Raw genomic sequence first — 20,323 nt, 5'->3', positions numbered from 1 at the left:
GGTGCCGTCCGTGATCACCGTGTCCGACCTCGTGGATTCCCTGGGAGCCGGGCTTCTGCGTACGGTCGTCCCGGCCGGGAACGCCGAGGTGCACGACGTCGCACTGGCCGAGCCCGGTGACGCCACGGGCCAGCCGGGCGAACTCGTCCTGGGGGTGGGTGTGACCGACCGGTCCGGAGCCCTCGCCCTGCTGGAACGGACCGCGGCGGCAGGGGCCGCGGGCCTCGTGCTCAAGCGCCCCGCCGCGCGCGACCCTCAGGTGGCCCGCGCGGCCCGGAGACTGGCGGGCCCCGCACTGGTCGAACTGCGACCGCACACCTCGTGGGCACACGTCGTCTGGCTGCTGCGCGGTGTCATCGACCGGGCCTCCGCGCCCGCCGCCGGCGCGCTCGGCACGCCCGGTCCGCACAGCGACCTGTTCGCACTGGCCGACGCGGCGGCCGAGATCATCGACGCGCCCGTGACGGTGGAGGACGCGCAGTCCCGCGTCCTCGCCTACTCCGCGCGGCAGGACAGCACCGACCCGGCACGGGTCTCCACCATCGTGGGGCGGCGCGTCCCCGCGGAAACCCTGACGCATTTCCGGGCGAGCGGCGTCTTCCGCCGGCTGGCACGCTCCAGCGACCCCATCTGGACCCCCGCCGGGCCCGATGGCATCCTGCCCAGGCTGATCATCCCCGTGCGGGCAGGCGGGGAGTGGCTCGGCTCGATCTGGGCCGTGGTCAAGTCGCCGGTTCCCCCGGAACGCATCCGCGACCTCGGCGACGTGGCCTCCGTCCTGGCCCTGCATCTGCTGCGGCTGCGCGCCGAGGCCGGCATCGCACGGCGGGTGTCGGCCGGGCAGCTGCGGGCCGCCCTGCGTGAAGGCGCCGTCCCGGACCAAGGACCGGGAGCGGCCGCCGCGCTGCCGGCCGGCCCCTGGCGGGTGGTGGCCTTCGGGTCGTCGCCCGGCGGGACGGAGGACGTCCGCAGGCAGCTGGACCTGTGGGAATCGGTCGCGCACCGGTTCGGCTGGCACCAGCCGCTGCTCGCCGACCTCGACGGGCTGCTGTTCGGTGTGGTCACCGACCGGGGGCGGGGCGGGCGGCGGGGTACGCCCGGTGTCCGCGCCGACGCCGGCACCGTCGACTGGCTGCGGCACGTGCTCACCGAAACACGCGCGCACGACCCCGGCCTGTACGCCGTGGCGGGCTGCCCCGCCCGCTCCCCCGACGAACTGCCGCGCTCCACGGCGGAAGCCGTCGAACTCCACCGGCTGATCGGCGCCGGACGGCTCCCTCTCGCCCCTCTCGCCGGCGGGAGGGGGATCGTGCTGATGGAGGACGCCTGGGACGCCGTCGTCGTGGAGCGCGCCAGGGCCGTCGTCGGGACCGACACGTGGCGGCTCGGCGGGCCGCTCGCCGCGCTGCGCGCACACGACGAGGAGCACGGCACGCCGTACCTCACCACCCTCGCGGCCTGGCTCGACCACTTCGGCGACCCGCAGAGCGCCGCACGGCACCTGCGGGTCCATCCCAACACGCTGCGCTACCGGCTGCGCAAGCTCGAAGAGGTGGTCCCGCTCGACCTCTCCTCACCCCGTCTGCGGCTGGCTCTGCGGCTCCAGCTCATGGCGATGGACGAGAACCCCGCGCACGGCGAGCAGCCGAGGCCGAACGATCCGCCGCCGAGGTGACCGCCGGCTCTCAGCCTCTCGCCGCCCCTTCCCCGGACGCCGCCCGGCGGGGTGCCGGGCTGTCCAGATGAACCACCACGGTCCGGTGGAAGCGGTGCACGGCGTCGTCGACGCTGCGGATGAAGCCGGACTGGGCGTTGCCGCGGGTGCTCCCCATGCTCTTGAGCAGGGACAGGCGGAAACCGGTGATCCGGGTGTCGCCGTCCTTCGGAAGCATGTCCGCGGGCTCCGGGGACCCGGTTCACGGCCCGGCGGCGGGGAACACGGAGAAGGTTTCGGCCGGAGGGGCTGCCGGTCACCGGTCACGGACCTTCGCCCGGCCTGAGCCGTCCGACAACCCGCGGAGGAACCCGATGTGCCGTCTGTTCGGACTCAGCAGCGCGCCGCGGCGCACCCGCGCCACCTTCTGGCTGCTGGACGCCCCTGACAGTCTCAGCCGGCAGAGTCACCGCGATCCGGACGGCACCGGGCTGGGGTACTTCGACGCGGACGGCACCCCGCGGGTCGACAAGGCGCCGATCGCCGCCTACCGGGACCGCGCGTTCGCCGAGGACGCCCGGCAGGTGGAGTCCGCCACCTTCCTCGCCCATGTGCGGTTCGCCTCGACCGGCATCCTGGACGCCCGCAACACGCACCCCTTCGAACAGGAAGGTCGGCTGTTCGCGCACAACGGGGTCGTCGAGGGCCTCGACGCGCTCGACGACCACCTGGGCGAGGACCGGTCACTGGTCAGGGGCGACACCGACTCGGAGCGGTTCTTCGCCCTCGTCACCCGGGAGACCCGCGCGCACGGCGGCGACGTCACCACCGGCATCGCGCGGGCCGCGCGCTGGATCGCCGAGCACCTGCCCCTCTACGCCCTCAACCTGGTCCTCGTCACCCCCGACCGGCTGTGGGCGCTGCGTTACCCCGGTACCCACGAGCTGTACGTCCTCGAGCGCGCGGCGGGCGGCCAGCACGGCATCCGGCACCTCGACCACAGCGGCAGTCACGGGCGGATGCGCGTCCACTCCGAGGCCCTGGCCGGGCATCCGGCCGTCGTCGTCGCCAGCGAGCGCATGGACGACAACCCCCGCTGGCGCCTGCTGGAGGCGGGCGAACTGCTCCACGTCGGCTCCGACCTGCGCACCGCCCGCCACCGCGTCCTGCCCGAGCCGCCGGCACACCCGCTCACCCTCGACGACCTGCGCCCCGACGCCGCCGCCTCACAGAAGGCCGCATAGGCCACGCCCAGGCCTCTCTGCGGAGCGCGTTCCTACGACGTGCTCCGGGCCTCCACGAACCGGCGCTGCACGTCCAGCACGAGGCTCCGGAGGCGTCCGGGCCGCACACCCTCGTAGTCCATCCACGCGTCGAGGCGGGGGCGCAGGTACCACACCATGAACAGCCCCTGGCGGCGCAGCACCGAGCGATTGACCGAGATCTCCGCCTGCACCTCTCGCCGGAGATCGTCGGTCCAGCCCTGCGCGCGGTCCGCCTCTCCCAGAGGAGCCCTGAGAGCGGCGACCGCCTCGTCGAGGGCCACGAGCAAGGTGGCGTCGGGACCCGCCATCGTCACGTCAACTCCCTTTGACGAGGGGCGTGATTGCCCCAACTGAACGATCTCACAGGCCGGTTGACGCCCTGCTGCGACACTGCTGTGACGGGCGGAGTGGCCCGCCTCACAGCCGGAGTGATCCAGGGCCTGGTGGGGTGGTCGGACACACGTCGTCGGGTGCGTGTCGCGCGTCGTCGGACACGTGCGACGCCCCTCGTGCAAGGAGGTGAAGGGCGTGCTGCTCGTGGGTATCGCCGTCTTCCTCATCTGCGCAGTCGGTGCGCTGATCGCGCTGGCCGGGACGCTCGTGATGGCGCTGCCGGGGCGGCCCCTGCCGTGGCCGGTGCACCTGATGCGCCGTGCCGCGTCGGCGGCCGGCCTCGCGGCCGCGGCCGTCTATTCACTGGGGTTCTTCGACATCGCGGTGTCCGAGCACGAGTTCGGCAACGGCGCGGACTCGGTACCGGCTCCGGCCTGTCGCGACGGTTTCGGCGGCGAGGTCCGCCGACACCTCACCCACCATCAGTCCTCCTATCTGCCGCTGCGTTTCGACTGCTTCCTCGACGACGGCACCTTCTATCCGAGCAACCCCCACTACGACTGGATGAACTGGGCGAGCCTGTCCCTCGCGCTGTCCGGTGTGCTGCTCACCGTCGGCGCGCGCTGTGCGACCGATTTCCGGCGGGCCACGGCATGAGGCTGTTCGTGGTCTTCGCCGTCGCACTGCGGCATGCCCTACGGGATCCGATGCCGCTCCTTCAACGGTTTCGGCGACGGTGCCGGGCGTAAGCGTGGCGGGGCCCGGGAGTCGTATCCAGCTCCCGGGCCCCTGGGGATGCCACCCAGTTCGCACGCCGGTGGTGCTCAAGAGTGCGGATCAGTCGTCAGGCCGTCGTGTTCTTCCTTTGAACTACCGCACCGTGCGAGAGGTGCAGGCGAGAGTCGAACTCGCATCCGGCGGCGGTCGTCCGCACTCGGTCGTCCGGCGATCGGTGGCGAATGCTGAAGCTGGAGCGAGAGTCTGAGATTGATCACGGCTTCCCGGAGGAAACCGGCTGATTCAGGCTGAGCCTCAGTTTCAGCTTGCGCCCAGGGCGCGAACCGGTCCTCGATCCGGCCCGCACCGCTCGCGCACCCCCGCGCTCGCACGCGGGGGCGATCAGGGGGCTGCCCTGGTCCGGCCTCAGCCGAACAGGTAGCCGAACACCGCGTCACCGACCCGCTGGTCGGTGACCTCGGCGCCATTGGCCTCCTCGCGGGCGAACTTCACCGCCTGCTGGAGCTTCTCCACCCGCTCCAGCAGTTCGTTCACCCGCCGCGCGGGGAAGGCTCCGGAGAACTTCACCGTGGACCAGTAACCGATCGGCACGTCCTCGTAGTACACCTCGACCTGGGCCGGGTGCTTCTCGGTCGCCTCCGCCTTGACGTGGTTGCGCGGGACCTTCTTCGTGCGGATCGTGCGCACCGGGTCCGTCTTCCACCAGTCCGTCGACGGGTCCAGCGACCACGACTCGGCCGCGTCCAGGACGGGGAGCTTCTTGACGAAGGAATGCAGGTCCGTGAGCTGCTTCTCCAGGAACAGCAGGTAGGAGACCGGGACTTCGGCGAGGATCGTCCGGCCGTCGACCGTGACGTCCGCGCAAGCCGTGCGGTTGGCCCAGTCCTTCGTCGCGGTCACGTCGAACAGGCGCGTCAGCGACCCGGACATCTCGCGCAGGATCTCCTCGGCCTTGACCTGCACCCGCGTCGACTCGGGCGGCAGCTGCTCGCCCTCCTCGTCCTTCGGCTGGTACGTGCGCGAGATGCCGGCGAGCAGCGCGGGCTTCTGCACCTTGTGGTGAGCCGCGTTGACGTCCTGGAGCGACTTGCTCTTGACGCCCTTCTCCACGGCGATGATCTGGTTGAGCTTCGTCACATCTCCCCCTTCGAGCAGCAGCAACATAGCCCAGCGGGGGTTCGGAGTTCGCGCGCTTTTTCGCCCGCCGCGCGGGCCGGGCGCCACCGGTCGACGTGCCGCGCGCAGCAGGTGGTCGTCGCCGGTGCGCGGGTGGACGTCGCGACCGTCCCGGCCGTGTCGTCGCCCCGGCTGGACGGTGACGCCTTCCGGGACGGCGACACCCTGACCCGGCTGCGGGCCGTCGACCCGCGGGGCGTCGAGGAGACGTACCGGCGCCGGTGGGGGGTCTGGCACCGCGATCTCGACACCAGGACCTCGCGGACCGTCACCGACGACGAGGTGCGGGAGTGGGCCGCCGCCGCCGATCAGGAGGGGTACGTCGTACGGCACCACGAGCGGCCGGAGCGCGAGCCCTCGGCGGCCGGGCCGCGGCGCGTCGTCGTGACCGGGCTCGGGGCCGCCACCCCGCTCGGCGTGGGCGTCGGCGAACTGTGGCAGGGGCTGCTCGACGGCGGCACGGGATACGGGAGTTGGAGGGCGAGCAGTTCGCGGAGCTGCCCGTGCGGGTGGCCGGGGTCGTGCCGGTGGACCCCGCCACGCTGCTGCCCCGGGCCGCGGCGCGGCGGATGAACCGGGCCGCGCAGTTCGCGGTGCTCGCGGCCCGGGAGGCGTGGGCCGACGTCGGGTTCGCGGAAGGCGGGACCGGGGAGAGCGGGCTCGATCCGGAGCGTGTCGGCGTCAGCCTCGGGGCCATCCTCGGCGACGCCTCCGTCCGTCAACGCGCACGCCACGGCCACCGCGGAGACCGGCCTCGCCGAGGCGGGTGCCCTGGCGGGCCGTGCTCGGTCGGCCCGGCGTGCCCGTGACCGCGCTCAAGGGGCACCTCGGGCATCTTCAGGGGGCCGTCGGCGGTGTCGAGGCCGTCGCCGCGGTGCTGACCCCGCACCACGGGGTCGTACCGCCGACCGTGGGGTGCGCGGAGGTCGACGAGGAGATCGGACTCGACGTGGTGACGGGCGCCGCCCGCGCGCTGCCGCCGGACGGCGACCTGGTGCTCAGCAACTCCTTCGGGTTCGGGGGGCACAACGCCGTGCGGGCACTGGGGCGCGTGCGGTGACCGACGGCCGGTGACGGGACGGGCCTCGTGTGCGGCGGGAGCCGGGCGGGGCCCGTCCTCACGCGGTGCGCTTGCGGGAGGCCGTCTTCTTCGCCGGGGTCTTCTTCGCCGTGCTCTTGGCGGTCGACGCGGTCTTCTTCGCGGACCGCGACGACTGCGCCGCCTTGGACGTGGACTTCTTCGTGGCGGCCGTCGTCTTCTTCGCCGCGGTCTTCTTCGCCGCGGGAGCCGGCTTCCCGGCGGTGGTCTTCTTGGTCGCGGCGCCGGCCCGCTTGCCACGCGGGAGATGCCTGACCTCGGCCTCCTCGGCCTCTTCCGCCGGCTCCCCGGCCGCCTCCTCCTCCACTTCCTCCCCCCTGGACTGCTTGGCCGCCCGCACGCTCTTCTCCAGGGCGGCCATCAGGTCGAGGACCTTCCCGCCGGGGGCGGGCCCGGGGGCCGCGGGGGGCGCCTCGCCCGCGGCCTTGGCGGCGATGACCTCCTCCAGCGCCTCGCGGTACTCGTCGTGGAGGTCCTGGATGTCGACCTCGCCCAGGGTGTCCATGAGGGCGTCGGCGAGGTCCAGTTCCTTGTCGCGGACGGTGACGTCGACGTCCGGGGCCACGCCCTGGGGGACGCGGATCTCGTCGGGCCAGAGCAGGCCGTGCATGGCGATGACGTCGTCCACCACGCGGAGCATGCCCAGCCGCTCGCGGCCGCGCAGGGCGAACTTCGCGATCGCCACCTTCTGGCTGCGCTTGAGAGCCTCGCGCAGCAGGGTGTACGGCTTGGCGGCGGGGGCGCCGCTCGCGGCCAGGTAGTACGCGTTCTCCATCTGGAGCGGGTCGATCCGGTCGGCCGGGACGAAGGCCACGATGTCGATCGTCTTCGCGGTGGGCAGCGGCAGGTGGGCCAGGTCCTCGTCGGTGATCGGGACGATGCTGCCGTCCGCGTCCTCGTAGGCCTTGCCGATCTCCGCCTGGGTGACCTCGCGATCCTCCAGTTCGCACACCTTGCGGTAGCGGATGCGGCCGCCGTCCTCGGTGTGGATCTGGCGGAAGGAGATGGTGTGGCTCTCGGTCGCGTTCACGAGCTTGATCGGGATGCTGACCAGGCCGAACGAGATGGCGCCGTTCCAAATGGATCGCACGTGCAGAGCCTTCCGGATCGGATCGGTACGAACTGCGTGATCTCTCTGAGCTGTCTGTTCCGCTTGGCCCGTTTCTCATGATTCAAGCAGTTTCCATGGTTTTCTTATCGTATGGCGCCGATCACGGAGGTGGAGGGGCGACGGCTCGCGCTCAGCAACCTGGACAAGGTGCTGTATCCCGCGACCGGGTTCACCAAGGGGGAGGTGCTGCACTACTACGCGACGGCCGCCGACGCGCTGCTGCCCCATCTGCGGGACCGGCCGGTGTCCTTCCTGCGGTACCCGGACGGGCCGGACGGGCAGGTGTTCTTCGCCAAGAACGTGCCGCCTGGTACGCCCGAGTGGGTGACGACGGCCGAGGTGCCGAGGTCGGCGGGGGCTACGCGGATGGTCCTCGTGCAGGATCTGCCGAGTCTGATGTGGGCGGCCAACCTGGTGACCGAGTTCCACACCCCGCAGTGGCTGGCCGAGGCACCCGAGGAGGCCGACCGGCTGGTGTTCGACCTGGATCCAGGGGCGCCGGCGAGCGTCGTGGACTGCTGCCGGGTGGCGTTGTGGCTGCGGGAGCGGCTGGCCGGGGACGGGATCGAGGCGCACGCGAAGACGTCCGGATCGAAGGGGCTGCATCTGCTGGCCGCGGTACGGGGGGCTTCGAGCGCGCGGACGTCCGAGTACGCGAAGGGGCTCGCCGTGGAGGCGGAGCGTGCCATGCCCGATCTGGTGCTGCACCGGATGACGCGGAGTCTGCGCCCGGGGAAGGTGTTCGTCGACTGGAGTCAGAACGCGGCGCGGAAGACCACGGCGGCGCCCTACACGCTGCGGGCCCGCCGGGAGCCGACGGTCTCGGCGCCGGTCACGTGGGAGGAGGTGGCGGGGTGCCGGGCGCCGGGGCGGCTGGAGTTCCGGGCACCGGACATCGTGCCCCGGCTGCGGGACCACGGTGACCTGCTGGCCCCCCTGCTGGACCCTCGGCGTGCGGCCGCGCTGCCGTGAGAGGAACCCGCCGTCCGGTCACGCCCGCTCGGGCGGAACCAGGTCATCCGGTCACGCTGTCACGCCCGCTCGGGCGGAACCAGGTCATCCGGTCACGCTGTCACGCCCGCTCGGGGGGAACCAGGTCATCCGGTCACGCCCGCTCGGCCCGGCCGACGGGTCACACCCGCTCCCACGTCCTGCGGTCCCTCGCCATCGCGTGGAGTGCTTCCACGTCCGCCGGTTTCAGCAGGGCGCCCAGGCGGGTCAGGTTCCCCAGGTCGGCGGGTTCCAGGACGCGTACGCCCCTGGGCTGGACGGTGACGCGGAGGGCGGCCGGGTCCGTCAGGACCAGGACGGGGTGCACCTCGGCCGTCAGGGCGTAGGAGGCCCGGTCGGCCCGGCTGCGGAGGTCGCGCAGGAGGGGGGCGGGGTCGTGCCGGCCGAGGGCGACCATCGGGTCGTCGATGCGGACGCGCTGCTTGCGGGCGTACAGGGCGTGGACGGCGAAGAGGCCGCCGGGGCCGATGACCAGGTGGTGGATGCGGTCGCCGCCGGGCAGCGGGACGGAATGGAGGGCGTGCCAGCCGGCGCCGTCGAGGTGGTCCAGGGCCTCGCCCACCGTCTGCTCGGCGGTCAGGGCGCGGCGGCGCGGGTCCGGGCGGATGCGGTGAGCGGGGGCGGGCTCCCGGTCCAGCGCGATCAGCAGCGCCTCACCGGGGCGGTTGGGAGCCAGGTCGTCGTCCGGGTGCAGGCTCAGGCGGGCGAGTTCGGCGGGAGTGGGCACAGGGGGCGGCCCCACCGCCACCGGGCCGGTGAGGAAGGGGCCCAGGGCCTGGAGCACGTCCTCCTGCTCGCCCTCGCTGAGGAGGTTGACCCGGGCGGCCTCACGGTCGTACCAGGCGATGTTCCTGCCGTCGGGCCGGCAGACGTACAGCCGTTCCTGTCCGTGGCGCCAGGTCGGTATGACGCGCAGTCCGCGGTGTCCGCTCATGCACCATCACCCCCACGACCATGGGAACAGGCGGGGTGCTCCCGGGGCAAGAACTTGGCTACCTTGAGAGAGCCTGCCGTCGGACGTCCGACGCCGCCAGGCAGGCGGGAGCCCGAGGACGGGCTCCGGTTCGGAGGGGGAGTTGGGGAGGCGCCGTTGCGGACCCGCGGGAAGCAGCCCGACGTACCGGCTCCGGACAGCCCGTGGAGCGAGATCGTGACCGGCCTGTGGATGGGCGGGCACGAGTTCAGGACGCACTCCGGGCAACTGGAACTCGCCGTCGTGCGCGATGAGTTCGATCTTGTGCAGACTCTGCTCAGGCTGCCGGGGCACGGACCCGACCCGGGTGTCGAACACCATGTGTGGCCGATACCCGACGGGCCGCTGGACGGGACGCAGCTCGCGGGGGTGATGCGGCTGGCCCGGGCCGCCTGTGACGCACTGGACCAGGACCGCCGGGTCCTCGTGCGCTGCTACTCCGGATACAACCGCTCGGGGCTGGTGGTCGCGCACGCGCTGGTCCGCCAGGGACGCACCGCCGAGGAGGCGATCCGGCTGATCCGCGCCCGCCGCTCCCCCTGGGCGCTGCACAACGAGCTGTTCGTCGACTATCTGCGGACGGGTCTGTCGACGGCACGGTTGCTGGAGGAGCTGACCGAGTAACCGTTTCACCGGGGGTGCGCTCCGACCGGTGGCGGCCCGCGGCCCCCAAGGGAAACGAAAGCCCGTGAGCAAAAGGGACTTCCATACGAAACGAATAGGGTGTACGAGGCTGTTACCCGCGCCGTTCCCTCTCTCCAGCTCTCCTCCAGCCACCGGAGAAACGTGTACCGCAGACGCTCCGCCCTGGTCGCCGCCCTCGCCACCCTGCTGACGGCGACGACGGCTGCCTGCGGCGACGCGGGCGGGCTGCGCGGCGCGGGGCCCACGCCGACCGCGGTCAGCCCGGCCCGGCTGTGGCCCTCACTGCGCCCGGCGGCCAGCCCCGCCTGGCCCTACGACGAGATACAGATCGAGACGGTCAAGGGCGTCACCGCTCCCGGTGACGACATCCACGAGGTCGACCCGGTGGCCGTCGTACGGGCCGAGGTGGCCGCGCATCCGGACGCCTACACGAGCGCCAAGGCGCCGTACCAGGACACGGCCGACCGGCTCGCCGAGTGCGGCCGGGGGGAGGACCCGTCGCGGTGTCCCCTCATGCGGCCGTACTACCGGGATCTCACCGGTGACGGGCACGACGACATGGCACTGGGCTTCCGGCTGTACCCGACCAACCAGACCGCCGTGCGCGTCTACACCTTCGAGGGCCACCGGCTGCTGCAGGTGTTCGCCAACGACGACGCGGTGATCGGTGTGGAGCTGGCCGGACGGGCCGTGATCATCCGCTCGCCGGCCGGGATCGCCGGGTACGAGTACCGCACCACGTGGTCCTGGGACCCGGAGCAGCGGGCGATGGTGTTCTCGCGCGACGAGTTCCTGCGCACCGGCCGGCACCGGCCCACGCACGCGCGTACCCAATCGCCCCTCGCCACCTCCCCGCTCCCGTCCACCCGCGCGCCCTCCCCCGCCCCCTCTCCCGTCCCCTCCTCCCCCGCCCCCTCCTCCTCCGTGAGCGTGCGATGAGGGTCGCGCTGCCCCGGTGGGCCGGGACGCTCGCGGCGAAGGCCGCGGCCTTCATCACGGTGATGTGCTGCGCGCTCGCCGCGCTGCTCGGCGTTCTCGTGCACGTCTCGGTGACCGACCAGACCGTCGGACAGGCACGCACCCTCGCCCTGTCCCGGCTGAAGGACGCCACCACCGCGTTCGAGTCGGGCGACACGCTGCTGCCGGGCGCCGGCGTCGACCCGGAGGGGCTGCCGGAGCGACTGCGGCGGCTGGCGGCGAGCGGACAGCGCGGCACGATGGTCGACGTGCACCACGGTCGCCCCACGATGTGGGCGGCCGGGCCCGCCGACCGGGGGCGGACGCTGGCCGTGGCGGTCGACTACTCGCAGCAGGCCCGCACCATCGACGCGCTGGACCAGTCCATCCTGTGGTCGTCGTTGCTGGCGATCGGGGCGACCCTGCTGGTCGGCGCGTTCGCGGTGACCCGGGTGACCCGGCGGCTGCACGCCACCGCGCGCGTGGCCCGGCGGATCAGCGCGGGCGACCTGGACGCGCGCGTGCACGACCCGCTGGCGCGGGACGCGTCCCGCCCGCACGACGAGGTGGCCGCGGTCGCCGCGGCGCTGGACTCCATGGCGTCGTCGCTCCAGGGCAAGCTGCTGGCCGAGCAGCGGTTCACCGCGGACGTGGCGCACGAGCTGCGCACCCCGCTGACCGGGCTGCACGCGGCGGCCGAGCTGCTGCCGCCGGGCCGCCCCACCGAACTGGTGCGCGACCGGGTGGCCGCGCTGCGCACGCTCACCGAGGACCTGCTGGAGATCTCCCGGCTGGACACCGGGCGGGAGCGGCCGGCCCTGGACGCAGGGCACCTCAGCTCGGTGGCCGAGCGAGCGGTGCGGGCGGCGCGCGCGGCGGGGGCCGCCGCCGGGACGGACACGCGGGTCAGGGTCGTACGGGACGTGTACGTGGAGACCGACCGGCGGCGGCTGGAGCGGGTGCTGGGCAACCTCGTGGCCAACGCGCACAGCCACGGCCGGCCGCCGGTGGTGCTGACCGTGGACGGGCCGGTGGTCACCGTGCGGGACCACGGCGACGGCTACCCGGAGTACCTCGTGGCGCACGGCCCCCAGCGCTTCCGTACGGAGGGCGGCGCGACCGGGCACGGGCTCGGGCTGACCATCGCCCTGGGTCAGGCGGAGGTGCTGGGCGCCCGGCTGGAGTTCGCCAACGCGCCGGAGGGCGGGGCGGTGGCGACACTGACGCTTCCTCAGGAGCCGCCCGCGCCTTCGGGGCCGGACGCGGTCGACGGCACCGTGCGGGATGACGCGGGACCGGCTGACACCACGTCCAGGTGACCCGTCCCAGGACGAGCCCGGCCCGGCGCCGGGGTGACGCCCCCTCAGACGGCGGCGCCCTGATGGCGCAGCGTGACGGGCCTCCGGGATGCGGCACTCCTAATGTGGCGGTTAGTCAGACTCGCCCGTCTCCGAAGGGCTTCGCCACCTCAGGTGGAGGTACTCCATGTCCCCGCGCTCCCCCCTCACCCGACTGGCCATGGCGGCCACCACCGGCGCCCTCCTCCCCACGGTCGCCGTGGCGCCCGCCGCCGCCGACGACGGCGGCCGGAGCGGTCACCGGACGGCGGCCGCCCGGCACGGCACGACACCCGAGCACGGCACGCCGCACCGGCCTGGCACGGCCGGACAGGACGGCGGCGCCCCCGACCACCGCCACCCGCGCTTCTACCGGGGCGTCGTCACGGCCCGCGGCGGGCTCGCCCTGCGTACCCACCCCGACCGCGACAGCCGGGTGCTCCAGGCGGCCCGGCCGGGCCGGGTCGTGTGGATCCACTGCAAGACGCTGGGCCGGCAGGTGAACGGCAACCGCGTGTGGTACCTGCTCTCGGACGGCATCTGGGCGTGGGGCTCGGCGCGCCACATCGCCAACATCGGGCCCTCGCCGCGCTGGTGCTGACACACAGGGCGGACAAGCCTCTCCTTTTGGGTAGGTTCCGGACATGACCCAGGCCGGAACCACCGTGGCAGCGGCTGCCCCGTCCGCGCCCGCCGACCGCCTCGCCCGGCGCCGCGGCGTCGAACTCTTCCTCACCGTCCTCGCCGTCCTGCTGCCGGTGTGCGGCTACTGCGCCGTCGGCCTGGCGAGGAACGGTACCGTCCCGCCCGGCGCCGCCGGATACGGCGCCGGGCTCGGCGTACTCGCGCTGGTCGCGCACATCGCGGTGCGCCTGCGCGCGCCGTACGCCGACCCGCTGCTGCTGCCCATCGCCGTACTGCTCAACGGGCTGGGCCTGGTGCTGATCTACCGGCTCGACCTGGAGACACCGGGCGACGAGGCCGCGCCCGCCCAACTGGTGTGGTCCACGCTCGGCGTGGGGCTGTTCATCCTGGTGGTGCTGGTGCTGCGCGACCACCGGTGGCTCCAGCGCTACGCCTACCTCGGTGTCGCCAGCGCGCTCGCCCTGCTCACGATGCCGATCCTCTTCCCCGCCGTCAACGGCGCCCGCATCTGGATCCGGGTGGGTGAGTTCTCCATCCAGCCGGGCGAGTTCGCGAAGGTGCTGCTCGCGGTGTTCTTCGCCGCGTACCTGGCCGCCAACCGCGGGGCGCTGGCGTACAGCGGCCGCCAGGTGTGGCGGCTGCAACTGCCCACCGGCCGGGTGCTGGGGCCGGTGGTCACGGTCTGGCTGCTGAGCGTCTGCGTGCTGATTCTGGAACGCGACCTCGGCACCTCGCTGCTGTTCTTCGGGTTGTTCGTCGTCATGCTGTACGTGGCCACGGGCCGCATCGGGTGGATCGCGGTCGGGGTGCTCCTCGCGGCGGCCGGCGCGGTCGCCGTCGGCTCGCTGGAGCCGCACGTGCACAGCCGGTTCGGGGAGTGGCTGCACCCGTTCGCGTCCATCGAGGCCGGTCAGGGGCCCGGCCAGGTGGCCCAGTCGCTGTTCTCCTTCGCGGCGGGCGGGGTGACCGGCACCGGTCTGGGCCTCGGCCACTCCATCCTCGTCGGCTTCGCCGTCAAGTCGGACTTCATCCTGGCCACCGCCGGGGAGGAACTGGGTCTGGCCGGGCTGTCCGCGGTCTTCCTGCTGTACGCGCTGCTCGTCGAGCGTGGCTACCGGGCGGGCCTCGCCCTGCGCGACCCCTTCGGCCGGCTGCTCGCGATCGGGCTCGCCTCGCTCATGGCGCTCCAGGCGTTCGTGATCGCGGGCGGGGTGACCGGCCTGATCCCGCTGACCGGACTGGCGATGCCGTTCCTGGCACAGGGCGGCTCGTCGGTCGTGACCAACTGGACGATCGTCGCGCTGCTGATCCGGGTGAGCCATGTGGCGCGCCGGGAGTACGACGGGACGGTGGCCCCGTGACCCCTGAGGAGGCCGTCCGTTGACCCGGTGCATCCGGCATGCCGCGGCCTTCTGCGTGCTGCTGCTGGTGGCGCTCCTGGTGAACATCGCCTGGTTGCAGGTGCTCCAGAGCCCGAAGTACGGCGGCAATCCGGCCAACCGCCGCCCCGCCATCGCCCGTTACCAGCAACCGCGCGGCGAGATCCTGGTCGGCGGACGGCCGGTCACCGGCTCCAAGGACACCCGGGAGCAATTGCGCTTCGAACGGACCTACACGGACGGGCCGTTGTACGCGCCGGTGACCGGCTTCGCCTCGCAGCTGTACGGGACGACGCTCCTGGAGTACTCCGAGGACGCGGTGCTGTCGGGCTCCGATCCGATGCTCGCGGGGTTCGGGCTGTGGCGGGGCTTCGCGGGCGGGCAGAGCCCGGGCGGCAATGTGGTGACGACGATCGACCCGGCCGCCCAGCGGGCCGCGTTCGAGGGGCTGGGCGGACGCAAGGGGGCGGTCGCGGCGATCGATCCGGTGTCGGGGCGGATCCTGGCGCTGGTCTCCACACCCTCGTACGACCCCTCGCTGCTGTCCGGGAACAGGCCGGCGGTGTCGGCGGTGTGGGCGCGGCTGAACGAGGACCCGGAGCGGCCGATGCTGAACCGGGCGGTGCGGCAGACGTATCCACCGGGGTCGACGTTCAAGGTGGTCACCGCGGCGGCCGCGCTGGACGCGGGCGTGGTGCGGGATCTGGACGAACCGACCGACTCCCCCGACCCGTATCTGCTGCCGGGCACGAGGACGTGGCTGTACAACGAGGCCGACGACTGCGAGAACGCGTCCCTGCGGCATGCGTTCGAGTGGTCGTGCAACACGGTGTTCGCGAAGCTGGGCGTGGACGTGGGGGTGCGGGGCATGCGGGCCGCGGCGGAGGGGTTCGGCTTCAACGACAAGAAGGTGAGGATTCCCTTCTCGGTCTCGCCGAGCACCTTCGACACCCGGGTGGACCGGGCGCAGCTCGCGCTGTCGTCGATCGGGCAGTACAACACGCGGGCGACTCCGCTTCAGATGGCGATGGTGGCGGCCGCGGTCGCGAACGGCGGGCAGGCGCGGCCGCCGTACCTCGTGGAGCGGACCACCCGCCGGAACGGGGGCACGGTCTCCACGGCCGGCTCCCGGCCCGCGCGGCAGGTGATGCGTCCGACGACCGCGGCGCGGCTGCGGGAGCTGATGGCCGACGTGGTCACCGAGGGCACCGGCGGGAACGCGGCGATCCCCGGGGCCACGGTGGGCGGCAAGACCGGCACCGCCCAGCACGGCCTGGGCAACGCCGGTACGCCGTATGCCTGGTTCGTCTCCTGGGCGCAGGGCGACGACGACGTGGAGCCGAGGGTCGCGGTCGCCGTGGTGGTGGAGGACGCGTCCGCGCGGCGGGGCGACATCAGTGGGGGCGGTACGGCGGCGCCGATCGCCAGGGCGGTGATGGAGACGGTGCTGCACGCGCCGCCCGCTGGGTGAGACGGGGGTGCCGGGGGCCGCCGTGGCCGCCCTACCGTTCGGGCATGACGATTCCGGCATCGGTGCACGAACTCGCCCAGGTCAACATTGCCCGACTCAACGCCCCATTGGATTCACCGCAGTTGAAGGACTTCGTGGACGCGCTCGACCCGGTGAACGCCGACGCGGACGCCGCGGACGGTTTCGTCTGGCGACTGAAGAGCGACTCCGGCAACGCGACGGACGTGGCGGTGTTCGGCGACGCGTGGCTGATCGTCAACATGTCGGTGTGGCGGGACGCGAACGCCCTGACGGCCTACATGTACCGGGGCCGGCACCGGGAGATGCTCGCCCGCCGCCGGGAGTTCTTCGAGCGGCCGACGGAGGCGGTCACCGCGCTGTGGTGGGTTCCGGCCGGTCACCGTCCCACGGTGGCGGAGGCGGAGGAACGGCTCCTCCACCTCCGTGACCACGGTCCGACCGAGTACGCGTTCACCCTGCGCGCGACGTTCCCGCCCCGGCGGGCGGTGCCGGTGACCGGCGGGGCGCCCGAGCAGCCGGGTGATCAGCCGGTGGGGCGCTGACCCTCCTCGATCGCCTCCTCCACCTCCGCCACCCGCTCCCGTTCCTCGATCGCGAAGCGTTCCGCGTCCAGTTTCTCGGCGATCTCCTCGTCCTGGGCCATGAGCCGGTCCAGGTTGGAGTCGCCCATCTCGAAGACGCCCATGTCGACGTAGGCCTGCTGGAGGCGCTTGCCCCACAGGCCGATGTCCTTGACGCAGGGGACGATGCGGCTGAAGAGCAACTGGCGGAAGAGCTGGAGGAATTCGGAGTGCTCGCTGAGTTCTTCGGCCTCCCCCCCGGGGATGCCGAAGTTCTCCAGGACCTCCACACCGCGCAGCCGGTCGCGCATCAAGTAGCAGCCCTCGATGACGAACTCCTCACGTTCGCGCAGTTCGGCGTCGGTGAGCTGCCGGTAGTAGTCGCGCAGGGCCATGCGGCCGAAGGCCACGTGGCGGGCCTCGTCCTGCATGACGTAGGCGAGGATCTGTTTCGGCAGAGGCTTGTCCGTGGTGTCGCGGATCATGCCGAAGGCCGCCAGGGCGAGGCCCTCGATCAGCACCTGCATGCCCAGGTACGGCATGTCCCAGCGGCTGTCGCGGAGGGTGTCGCCGAGGAGGGACTGGAGGTTGTCGTTGATCGGGTACAGCATCCCGATCTTCTCGTGCAGGAATCGGCCGTAGATCTCGGCGTGCCGGGCCTCGTCCATGGTCTGGGTCGCCGAGTAGAACTTGGCGTCCAGGTCGGGGACGGACTCCACGATCCGCGCGGCGCAGATCATCGCGCCCTGCTCGCCGTGCAGGAACTGGCTGAACTGCCAGGACGCGAAGTGGCGGCGCAGCTCGCCCTTGTCACGGTCGGACATCTTCGCCCAGTGCGGGGTGCCGTAGAGGGTCATCGCCTCCTCGGGGGTGCCGAGCGGATCGTACGGGTCCACCTCCAGATCCCAGTCGATCCGCTTCTGCCCGTCCCACTGCTTGTCCTTGCCCTTCTGGTAGAGGGCGAGGAGGCGGTCGCGGCCGTCGTCGTACTCCCAGCTGAAGCGAGCCGCGCCGGTCGCGGGGACCTGCCAGCGCGAGTCCCCCGGATTCCTGGCGTACAGGTCGTAGGTCGGCATACTTCGCAGGTTCACACGTAGACGTTGAGTCAACAAGTCGTGCGCAAGGCATTGACGGGCTTGCTGACAGGCAGTCTCATAAGAGGCGGAGAACCTGACCCGTGGGTAACCAGCCGACCCAGCCACATCCCGTACGACGAGGTGGGACAGCCATGACGACCGTGACGGAAGACGGCGCCCTCGCAGGCGTGCGCGACGCGCTCGGCCTGCTCAAGGACCGGGAGCAGGTGGCCGAGCGGCTGCTCGACTCTTCCGCCAGGCACTCCTTCGACCCGGACAAGGAGCTGGACTGGGACGCGCCCTTCGAGGAGGGCAAGTGGTTCTGGCCGCCGGAGCTGGTGTCGCTGTACGACACGCCACTGTGGAAGCGGATGGGCGAGGAGCAGCGGATCCTGCTCTCCCGGCACGAGGCCGCGGCGCTCGCCTCGCTCGGCATCTGGTTCGAGCTGATCCTCATGCAGCTGCTCGTACGGCACATCTACGACAAGGCGGCCACGAGCGCGCACGTGCGGTACGCGCTGACCGAGATCGAGGACGAGTGCCGGCACTCGAAGATGTTCGCCCGCGTCATATCGCGGGGCGAGACGCCCTGGTACCCGGTGAGCCGGGCGCACCAGAACCTCGGCCGGCTCTTCAAGACGATCTCCACGACCCCCGGGTCCTTCACCGCGACCCTGCTCGGTGAGGAGGTCCTGGACTGGATGCAGCGGCTGACGTTCCCGGACGAGCGGGTGCAGCCGCTGATCCGGGGCGTCACGCGGATCCACGTCGTGGAGGAGGCGCGCCATGTCCGTTACGCCCGTGAGGAGTTGCGTCGGCAGATGATGACGGCGCCGAAGTGGTCGCAGGAGTTCACCCGGATCACCTCGGGCGAGTTCGCCCGGGTCTTCTCGGTAGCCTTCGTCAACCCCGAGGTGTACACGAACGTGGGCCTCGACAAGCGGGAGGCGATGGCCCAGGTGAAGGCGAGCGGGCACCGGCGGGAGGTCATGCAGACGGGCGCGAAGCGCCTGACGGACTTCCTGGACGACATCGGCGTCCTCCGCGGAGTCGGCCGCCGCCTCTGGCAATCCTCAGGCCTCCTGGCCTGACCCGGCCGGGCCCCGCCCGAGCGGCCCCGCGATGCCCGGGGCCGCCGGCCTCGACAGGGGGCCGGCCCCTGACAGCGGCTCCCCCACGTCCGGCACCGCCGACCCGATACGGATCCGGCCGGCCCACCGCCGGACCGGCAGCGCCGCCCGCCGCAGGGACGAACCCACGGCGCGAACGCACCCCGCAACACCCCGGGCACCCCAGCAGACCCACACCGGGCCGCACGACCCGCGAGCCGCACCCCACACGAAACCGCCCGACCGGCGAAAGCCACCGCCGCAGGGACGAACCCACGGCGTGAACGCACCCCGCAACACCCCGGGCACCCCAGCAGACCCACACCAGGCCACACGACCCGCGACCCGCACCGCACACGAAACCGCCCGACCGGCGAAAACCGCCGTCGCGGGGGGCCACGGGCCGCGCAGGCCGGGCGCCGGGCCGGGAAGCCGGCAGGGACCGCACGACCACCAGACGTCGCAAGGTCCAGCCCTCCCGCCTGCGGGCACGGGCCACGGGGGGCGCGGAGGCCACGCGGCACTGCGGTGCGCGTCACTGCGGTGGCTCCAGGGCCCCCGTACCTCCACTGCGCCGCGCCCGGTCCGCCGTCCCGGCTCGCGCCCCCGGTCAGTCCTCGTTCGCACGCCCAGTCCGCCGGCCCCGGTCGCGCGCCGATCCGCCACGCCCAATCCGTCGCGCCCAATCCGTCGCGCCCGCTCCGGCGGCAGCAGGGCCGGGCCGGAGTGGGCGGGCTTGGTGGCGTGGGCGTAGGTCCGTGGGCCGCGGAGGCCGATTACGCTGCTGGTCATGAGCCCTGCCGCGTCCAGTCCCGCGTACCGTCGCCTCAGTGTCGAGGAGCGGCGGGCCCAGTTGCTCGACGCGGCTCTGTCCCTCTTCGCGCACCGGGCGCCCGAGGAGGTGTCGCTCGACGACGTGGCGGAGGCGGCGGGGGTGTCGCGTCCACTGGTGTACCGGTACTTCCCGGGCGGCAAGCAGCAGCTGTACGAGGCCGCCCTGCGGTCCGCCGCCGATGAGCTGAGGCACTGCTTCGACGAGCCGCAACAGGGCCCGCTGCTGCCCCGCCTCGCCCGCGCCCTGGACCGGTACCTGGCCTTCGTCGACCAGCACGACGCCGGGTTCACCGCCCTGCTCCAGGGCGGCAGCGTGGTGGAGACCTCCCGCACGACGGCCATCGTGGACGGCGTGCGCCGGGCCGCCGCCGAGCGGATCCTGAGCCATCTGGAGGTCACGGACCCCGGCCCCCGCCTGCGCATGACCGTGCGGATGTGGATCACGGCCGTGGAGGCCGCCTCCCTGATCTGGCTGGACGAGGACAAGCAGCCGCCCGCCGAGGAGCTGCGGGACTGGCTGGTCGAGCAGTTCGCGGCCGTGCTCACCGTGACCGCCGCCCGGGACCCGCAGACCGCCGAGCTGGTGGGGCGCGCCCTGGCCTCGGCGGATGGCTGACACTGGTGCCGTGAAGAGCGAAGACACCCCCTTCGAGGGCGGCCCCATGGACGGGCGGGTGCTGCCCGTGCTGGTGGGACCCACCGGGAACCCGCCGAAGACCTACCGCATCCCGGTGCCGGACGCCGCGGGCGGCCCGCCGACCGTGCTCGTCTACCGGCGGGTGCCGCGCGGGCACAGCAAGCGCCTGGGACTGCCCAGGGGCTGGAAGTACGAGTTCGACCCCGAGGGCAGGAGCGGCGGCCGGCTGAAATGGCCGTGGTCCAAGCCGGAGAACCGGGCCGGCGGCAAGCCGGACGCCACCGACGGGTGA

Annotated in this window: 19 protein-coding genes and 2 pseudogenes; 15 read left to right on the top strand and 6 right to left on the bottom strand. The window is 72.7% G+C overall.

Annotation, left to right across the window (positions count from 1 at the left end; genetic code table 11):
* The first annotated feature begins 10 nt into the window (after nt 1-10).
* The gene (locus tag ACFY3J_RS30555) at nt 11-1,675 is read left to right on the top strand and encodes a PucR family transcriptional regulator (RefSeq protein ID WP_390842158.1); all 1,665 of its coding nucleotides are present in this window, start codon (nt 11-13) and stop codon (nt 1,673-1,675) included.
* Between the two features lie 10 nt (nt 1,676-1,685).
* On the opposite strand, the pseudogene ACFY3J_RS30550 reads toward ACFY3J_RS30555, so the two are convergent.
* Nucleotides 1,686-1,907: pseudogene (locus ACFY3J_RS30550) on the bottom strand (TerD family protein); the annotation flags it as partial.
* Between the two features lie 121 nt (nt 1,908-2,028).
* On the opposite strand from ACFY3J_RS30550, the gene ACFY3J_RS30545 reads away from it, so the two are divergent.
* Complete coding sequence (locus tag ACFY3J_RS30545) at nt 2,029-2,898, top strand: class II glutamine amidotransferase (RefSeq protein WP_390842157.1); 870 nt, start codon at nt 2,029-2,031, stop codon at nt 2,896-2,898.
* Between the two features lie 32 nt (nt 2,899-2,930).
* Here the strand turns inward: ACFY3J_RS30545 and ACFY3J_RS30540 are convergent, their stop codons facing one another.
* Complete coding sequence (locus ACFY3J_RS30540; RefSeq protein WP_384172579.1) at nt 2,931-3,227, bottom strand: hypothetical protein; 297 nt, start codon at nt 3,225-3,227, stop codon at nt 2,931-2,933.
* Between the two features lie 220 nt (nt 3,228-3,447).
* Here ACFY3J_RS30540 and ACFY3J_RS30535 point away from each other — a divergent pair, with 220 nt between their 5' ends.
* Nucleotides 3,448-3,909 carry a hypothetical protein gene (locus ACFY3J_RS30535; protein WP_384171361.1) on the top strand — a complete coding sequence of 154 codons (462 nt, stop codon included), beginning with the start codon at nt 3,448-3,450 and terminating at the stop codon, nt 3,907-3,909.
* Between the two features lie 486 nt (nt 3,910-4,395).
* Here the strand turns inward: ACFY3J_RS30535 and ACFY3J_RS30530 are convergent, their stop codons facing one another.
* On the bottom strand, nt 4,396-5,127 hold the full coding sequence (locus ACFY3J_RS30530) for a hypothetical protein (protein ID WP_384171364.1): 732 nt from the start codon (nt 5,125-5,127) through the stop codon (nt 4,396-4,398).
* Between ACFY3J_RS30530 and ACFY3J_RS30525 the strand changes: the two are divergent.
* Nucleotides 5,038-6,226, top strand: a pseudogene (locus tag ACFY3J_RS30525) (beta-ketoacyl synthase N-terminal-like domain-containing protein). The gene ACFY3J_RS30530 and the pseudogene ACFY3J_RS30525 overlap by 90 nt on opposite strands.
* Before the next feature lie 58 nt (nt 6,227-6,284).
* Here the strand turns inward: ACFY3J_RS30525 and ACFY3J_RS30520 are convergent.
* Complete coding sequence (locus ACFY3J_RS30520; RefSeq protein WP_390842156.1) at nt 6,285-7,355, bottom strand: Ku protein; 1,071 nt, start codon at nt 7,353-7,355, stop codon at nt 6,285-6,287.
* A gap of 111 nt (nt 7,356-7,466) precedes the next feature.
* Between ACFY3J_RS30520 and ligD the strand changes: the two genes are divergently transcribed.
* Nucleotides 7,467-8,348, top strand: a complete 882-nt coding sequence (ligD, locus tag ACFY3J_RS30515) for a non-homologous end-joining DNA ligase (protein ID WP_390842155.1) — start codon at nt 7,467-7,469, stop codon at nt 8,346-8,348.
* A gap of 160 nt (nt 8,349-8,508) precedes the next feature.
* Here the strand turns inward: ligD and ACFY3J_RS30510 are convergent, their stop codons facing one another.
* Nucleotides 8,509-9,321, bottom strand: a complete 813-nt coding sequence (locus ACFY3J_RS30510) for a nuclease-related domain-containing protein (RefSeq protein WP_390842154.1) — start codon at nt 9,319-9,321, stop codon at nt 8,509-8,511.
* Nucleotides 9,322-9,477: 156 nt separating this feature from the next.
* On the opposite strand from ACFY3J_RS30510, the gene ACFY3J_RS30505 reads away from it, so the two are divergent.
* The 7 genes from ACFY3J_RS30505 to ACFY3J_RS30475 all read left to right on the top strand — a co-directional run bounded on the left by ACFY3J_RS30505 (nt 9,478) and on the right by ACFY3J_RS30475 (nt 16,357).
* Nucleotides 9,478-9,984: a protein phosphatase gene (locus tag ACFY3J_RS30505; protein ID WP_390842153.1), complete on the top strand. Its 507-nt coding sequence runs from the start codon at nt 9,478-9,480 to the stop codon at nt 9,982-9,984.
* A gap of 162 nt (nt 9,985-10,146) precedes the next feature.
* Nucleotides 10,147-10,944, top strand: coding sequence for a hypothetical protein (locus tag ACFY3J_RS30500; RefSeq protein ID WP_384171384.1), 798 nt, complete (start codon nt 10,147-10,149; stop codon nt 10,942-10,944).
* Nucleotides 10,941-12,281 carry an ATP-binding protein gene (locus ACFY3J_RS30495; RefSeq protein ID WP_384171387.1) on the top strand — a complete coding sequence of 447 codons (1,341 nt, stop codon included), beginning with the start codon at nt 10,941-10,943 and terminating at the stop codon, nt 12,279-12,281. The genes ACFY3J_RS30500 and ACFY3J_RS30495 overlap by 4 nt, the downstream gene beginning before the upstream one ends.
* A gap of 166 nt (nt 12,282-12,447) precedes the next feature.
* Nucleotides 12,448-12,900, top strand: a complete 453-nt coding sequence (locus tag ACFY3J_RS30490; RefSeq protein ID WP_384171390.1) for an SH3 domain-containing protein — start codon at nt 12,448-12,450, stop codon at nt 12,898-12,900.
* A gap of 43 nt (nt 12,901-12,943) precedes the next feature.
* Nucleotides 12,944-14,305 carry an FtsW/RodA/SpoVE family cell cycle protein gene (locus ACFY3J_RS30485; RefSeq protein ID WP_384171393.1) on the top strand — a complete coding sequence of 454 codons (1,362 nt, stop codon included), beginning with the start codon at nt 12,944-12,946 and terminating at the stop codon, nt 14,303-14,305.
* Nucleotides 14,306-14,324: 19 nt separating this feature from the next.
* Nucleotides 14,325-15,794, top strand: a complete 1,470-nt coding sequence (locus ACFY3J_RS30480) for a penicillin-binding transpeptidase domain-containing protein (protein WP_384171396.1) — start codon at nt 14,325-14,327, stop codon at nt 15,792-15,794.
* Nucleotides 15,795-15,838: 44 nt separating this feature from the next.
* Nucleotides 15,839-16,357: a DUF3291 domain-containing protein gene (locus ACFY3J_RS30475; RefSeq protein ID WP_390842152.1), complete on the top strand. Its 519-nt coding sequence runs from the start codon at nt 15,839-15,841 to the stop codon at nt 16,355-16,357.
* Here the strand turns inward: ACFY3J_RS30475 and ACFY3J_RS30470 are convergent.
* Nucleotides 16,339-17,451 (bottom strand): ferritin-like domain-containing protein, encoded by a 1,113-nt coding sequence (locus tag ACFY3J_RS30470; protein ID WP_390842189.1) that lies wholly within the window; start codon nt 17,449-17,451, stop codon nt 16,339-16,341. The two genes, ACFY3J_RS30475 and ACFY3J_RS30470, sit on opposite strands and share 19 nt — an antisense overlap.
* A 152-nt stretch (nt 17,452-17,603) precedes the next feature.
* On the opposite strand from ACFY3J_RS30470, the gene ACFY3J_RS30465 reads away from it, so the two are divergent.
* The 3 genes from ACFY3J_RS30465 to ACFY3J_RS30455 all read left to right on the top strand — a co-directional run bounded on the left by ACFY3J_RS30465 (nt 17,604) and on the right by ACFY3J_RS30455 (nt 20,323).
* Complete coding sequence (locus ACFY3J_RS30465) at nt 17,604-18,542, top strand: diiron oxygenase (RefSeq protein ID WP_390842151.1); 939 nt, start codon at nt 17,604-17,606, stop codon at nt 18,540-18,542.
* 808 nt (nt 18,543-19,350) lie between these two features.
* The gene (locus tag ACFY3J_RS30460) at nt 19,351-20,010 is read left to right on the top strand and encodes a TetR/AcrR family transcriptional regulator (RefSeq protein WP_384171407.1); all 660 of its coding nucleotides are present in this window, start codon (nt 19,351-19,353) and stop codon (nt 20,008-20,010) included.
* On the top strand, nt 20,003-20,323 hold the full coding sequence (locus ACFY3J_RS30455; RefSeq protein ID WP_384171410.1) for a hypothetical protein: 321 nt from the start codon (nt 20,003-20,005) through the stop codon (nt 20,321-20,323). Before ACFY3J_RS30460 ends, ACFY3J_RS30455 begins: the two co-directional genes overlap by 8 nt.

The sequence above is a fragment of the Streptomyces sp. NPDC001231 genome, from assembly GCF_042896885.1.
In the GTDB taxonomy this organism is placed as follows: domain Bacteria; phylum Actinomycetota; class Actinomycetes; order Streptomycetales; family Streptomycetaceae; genus Streptomyces.
Note: the sequence above shows the minus strand (reverse complement) of the source record. Positions and strands in the feature narration are given on the sequence as shown.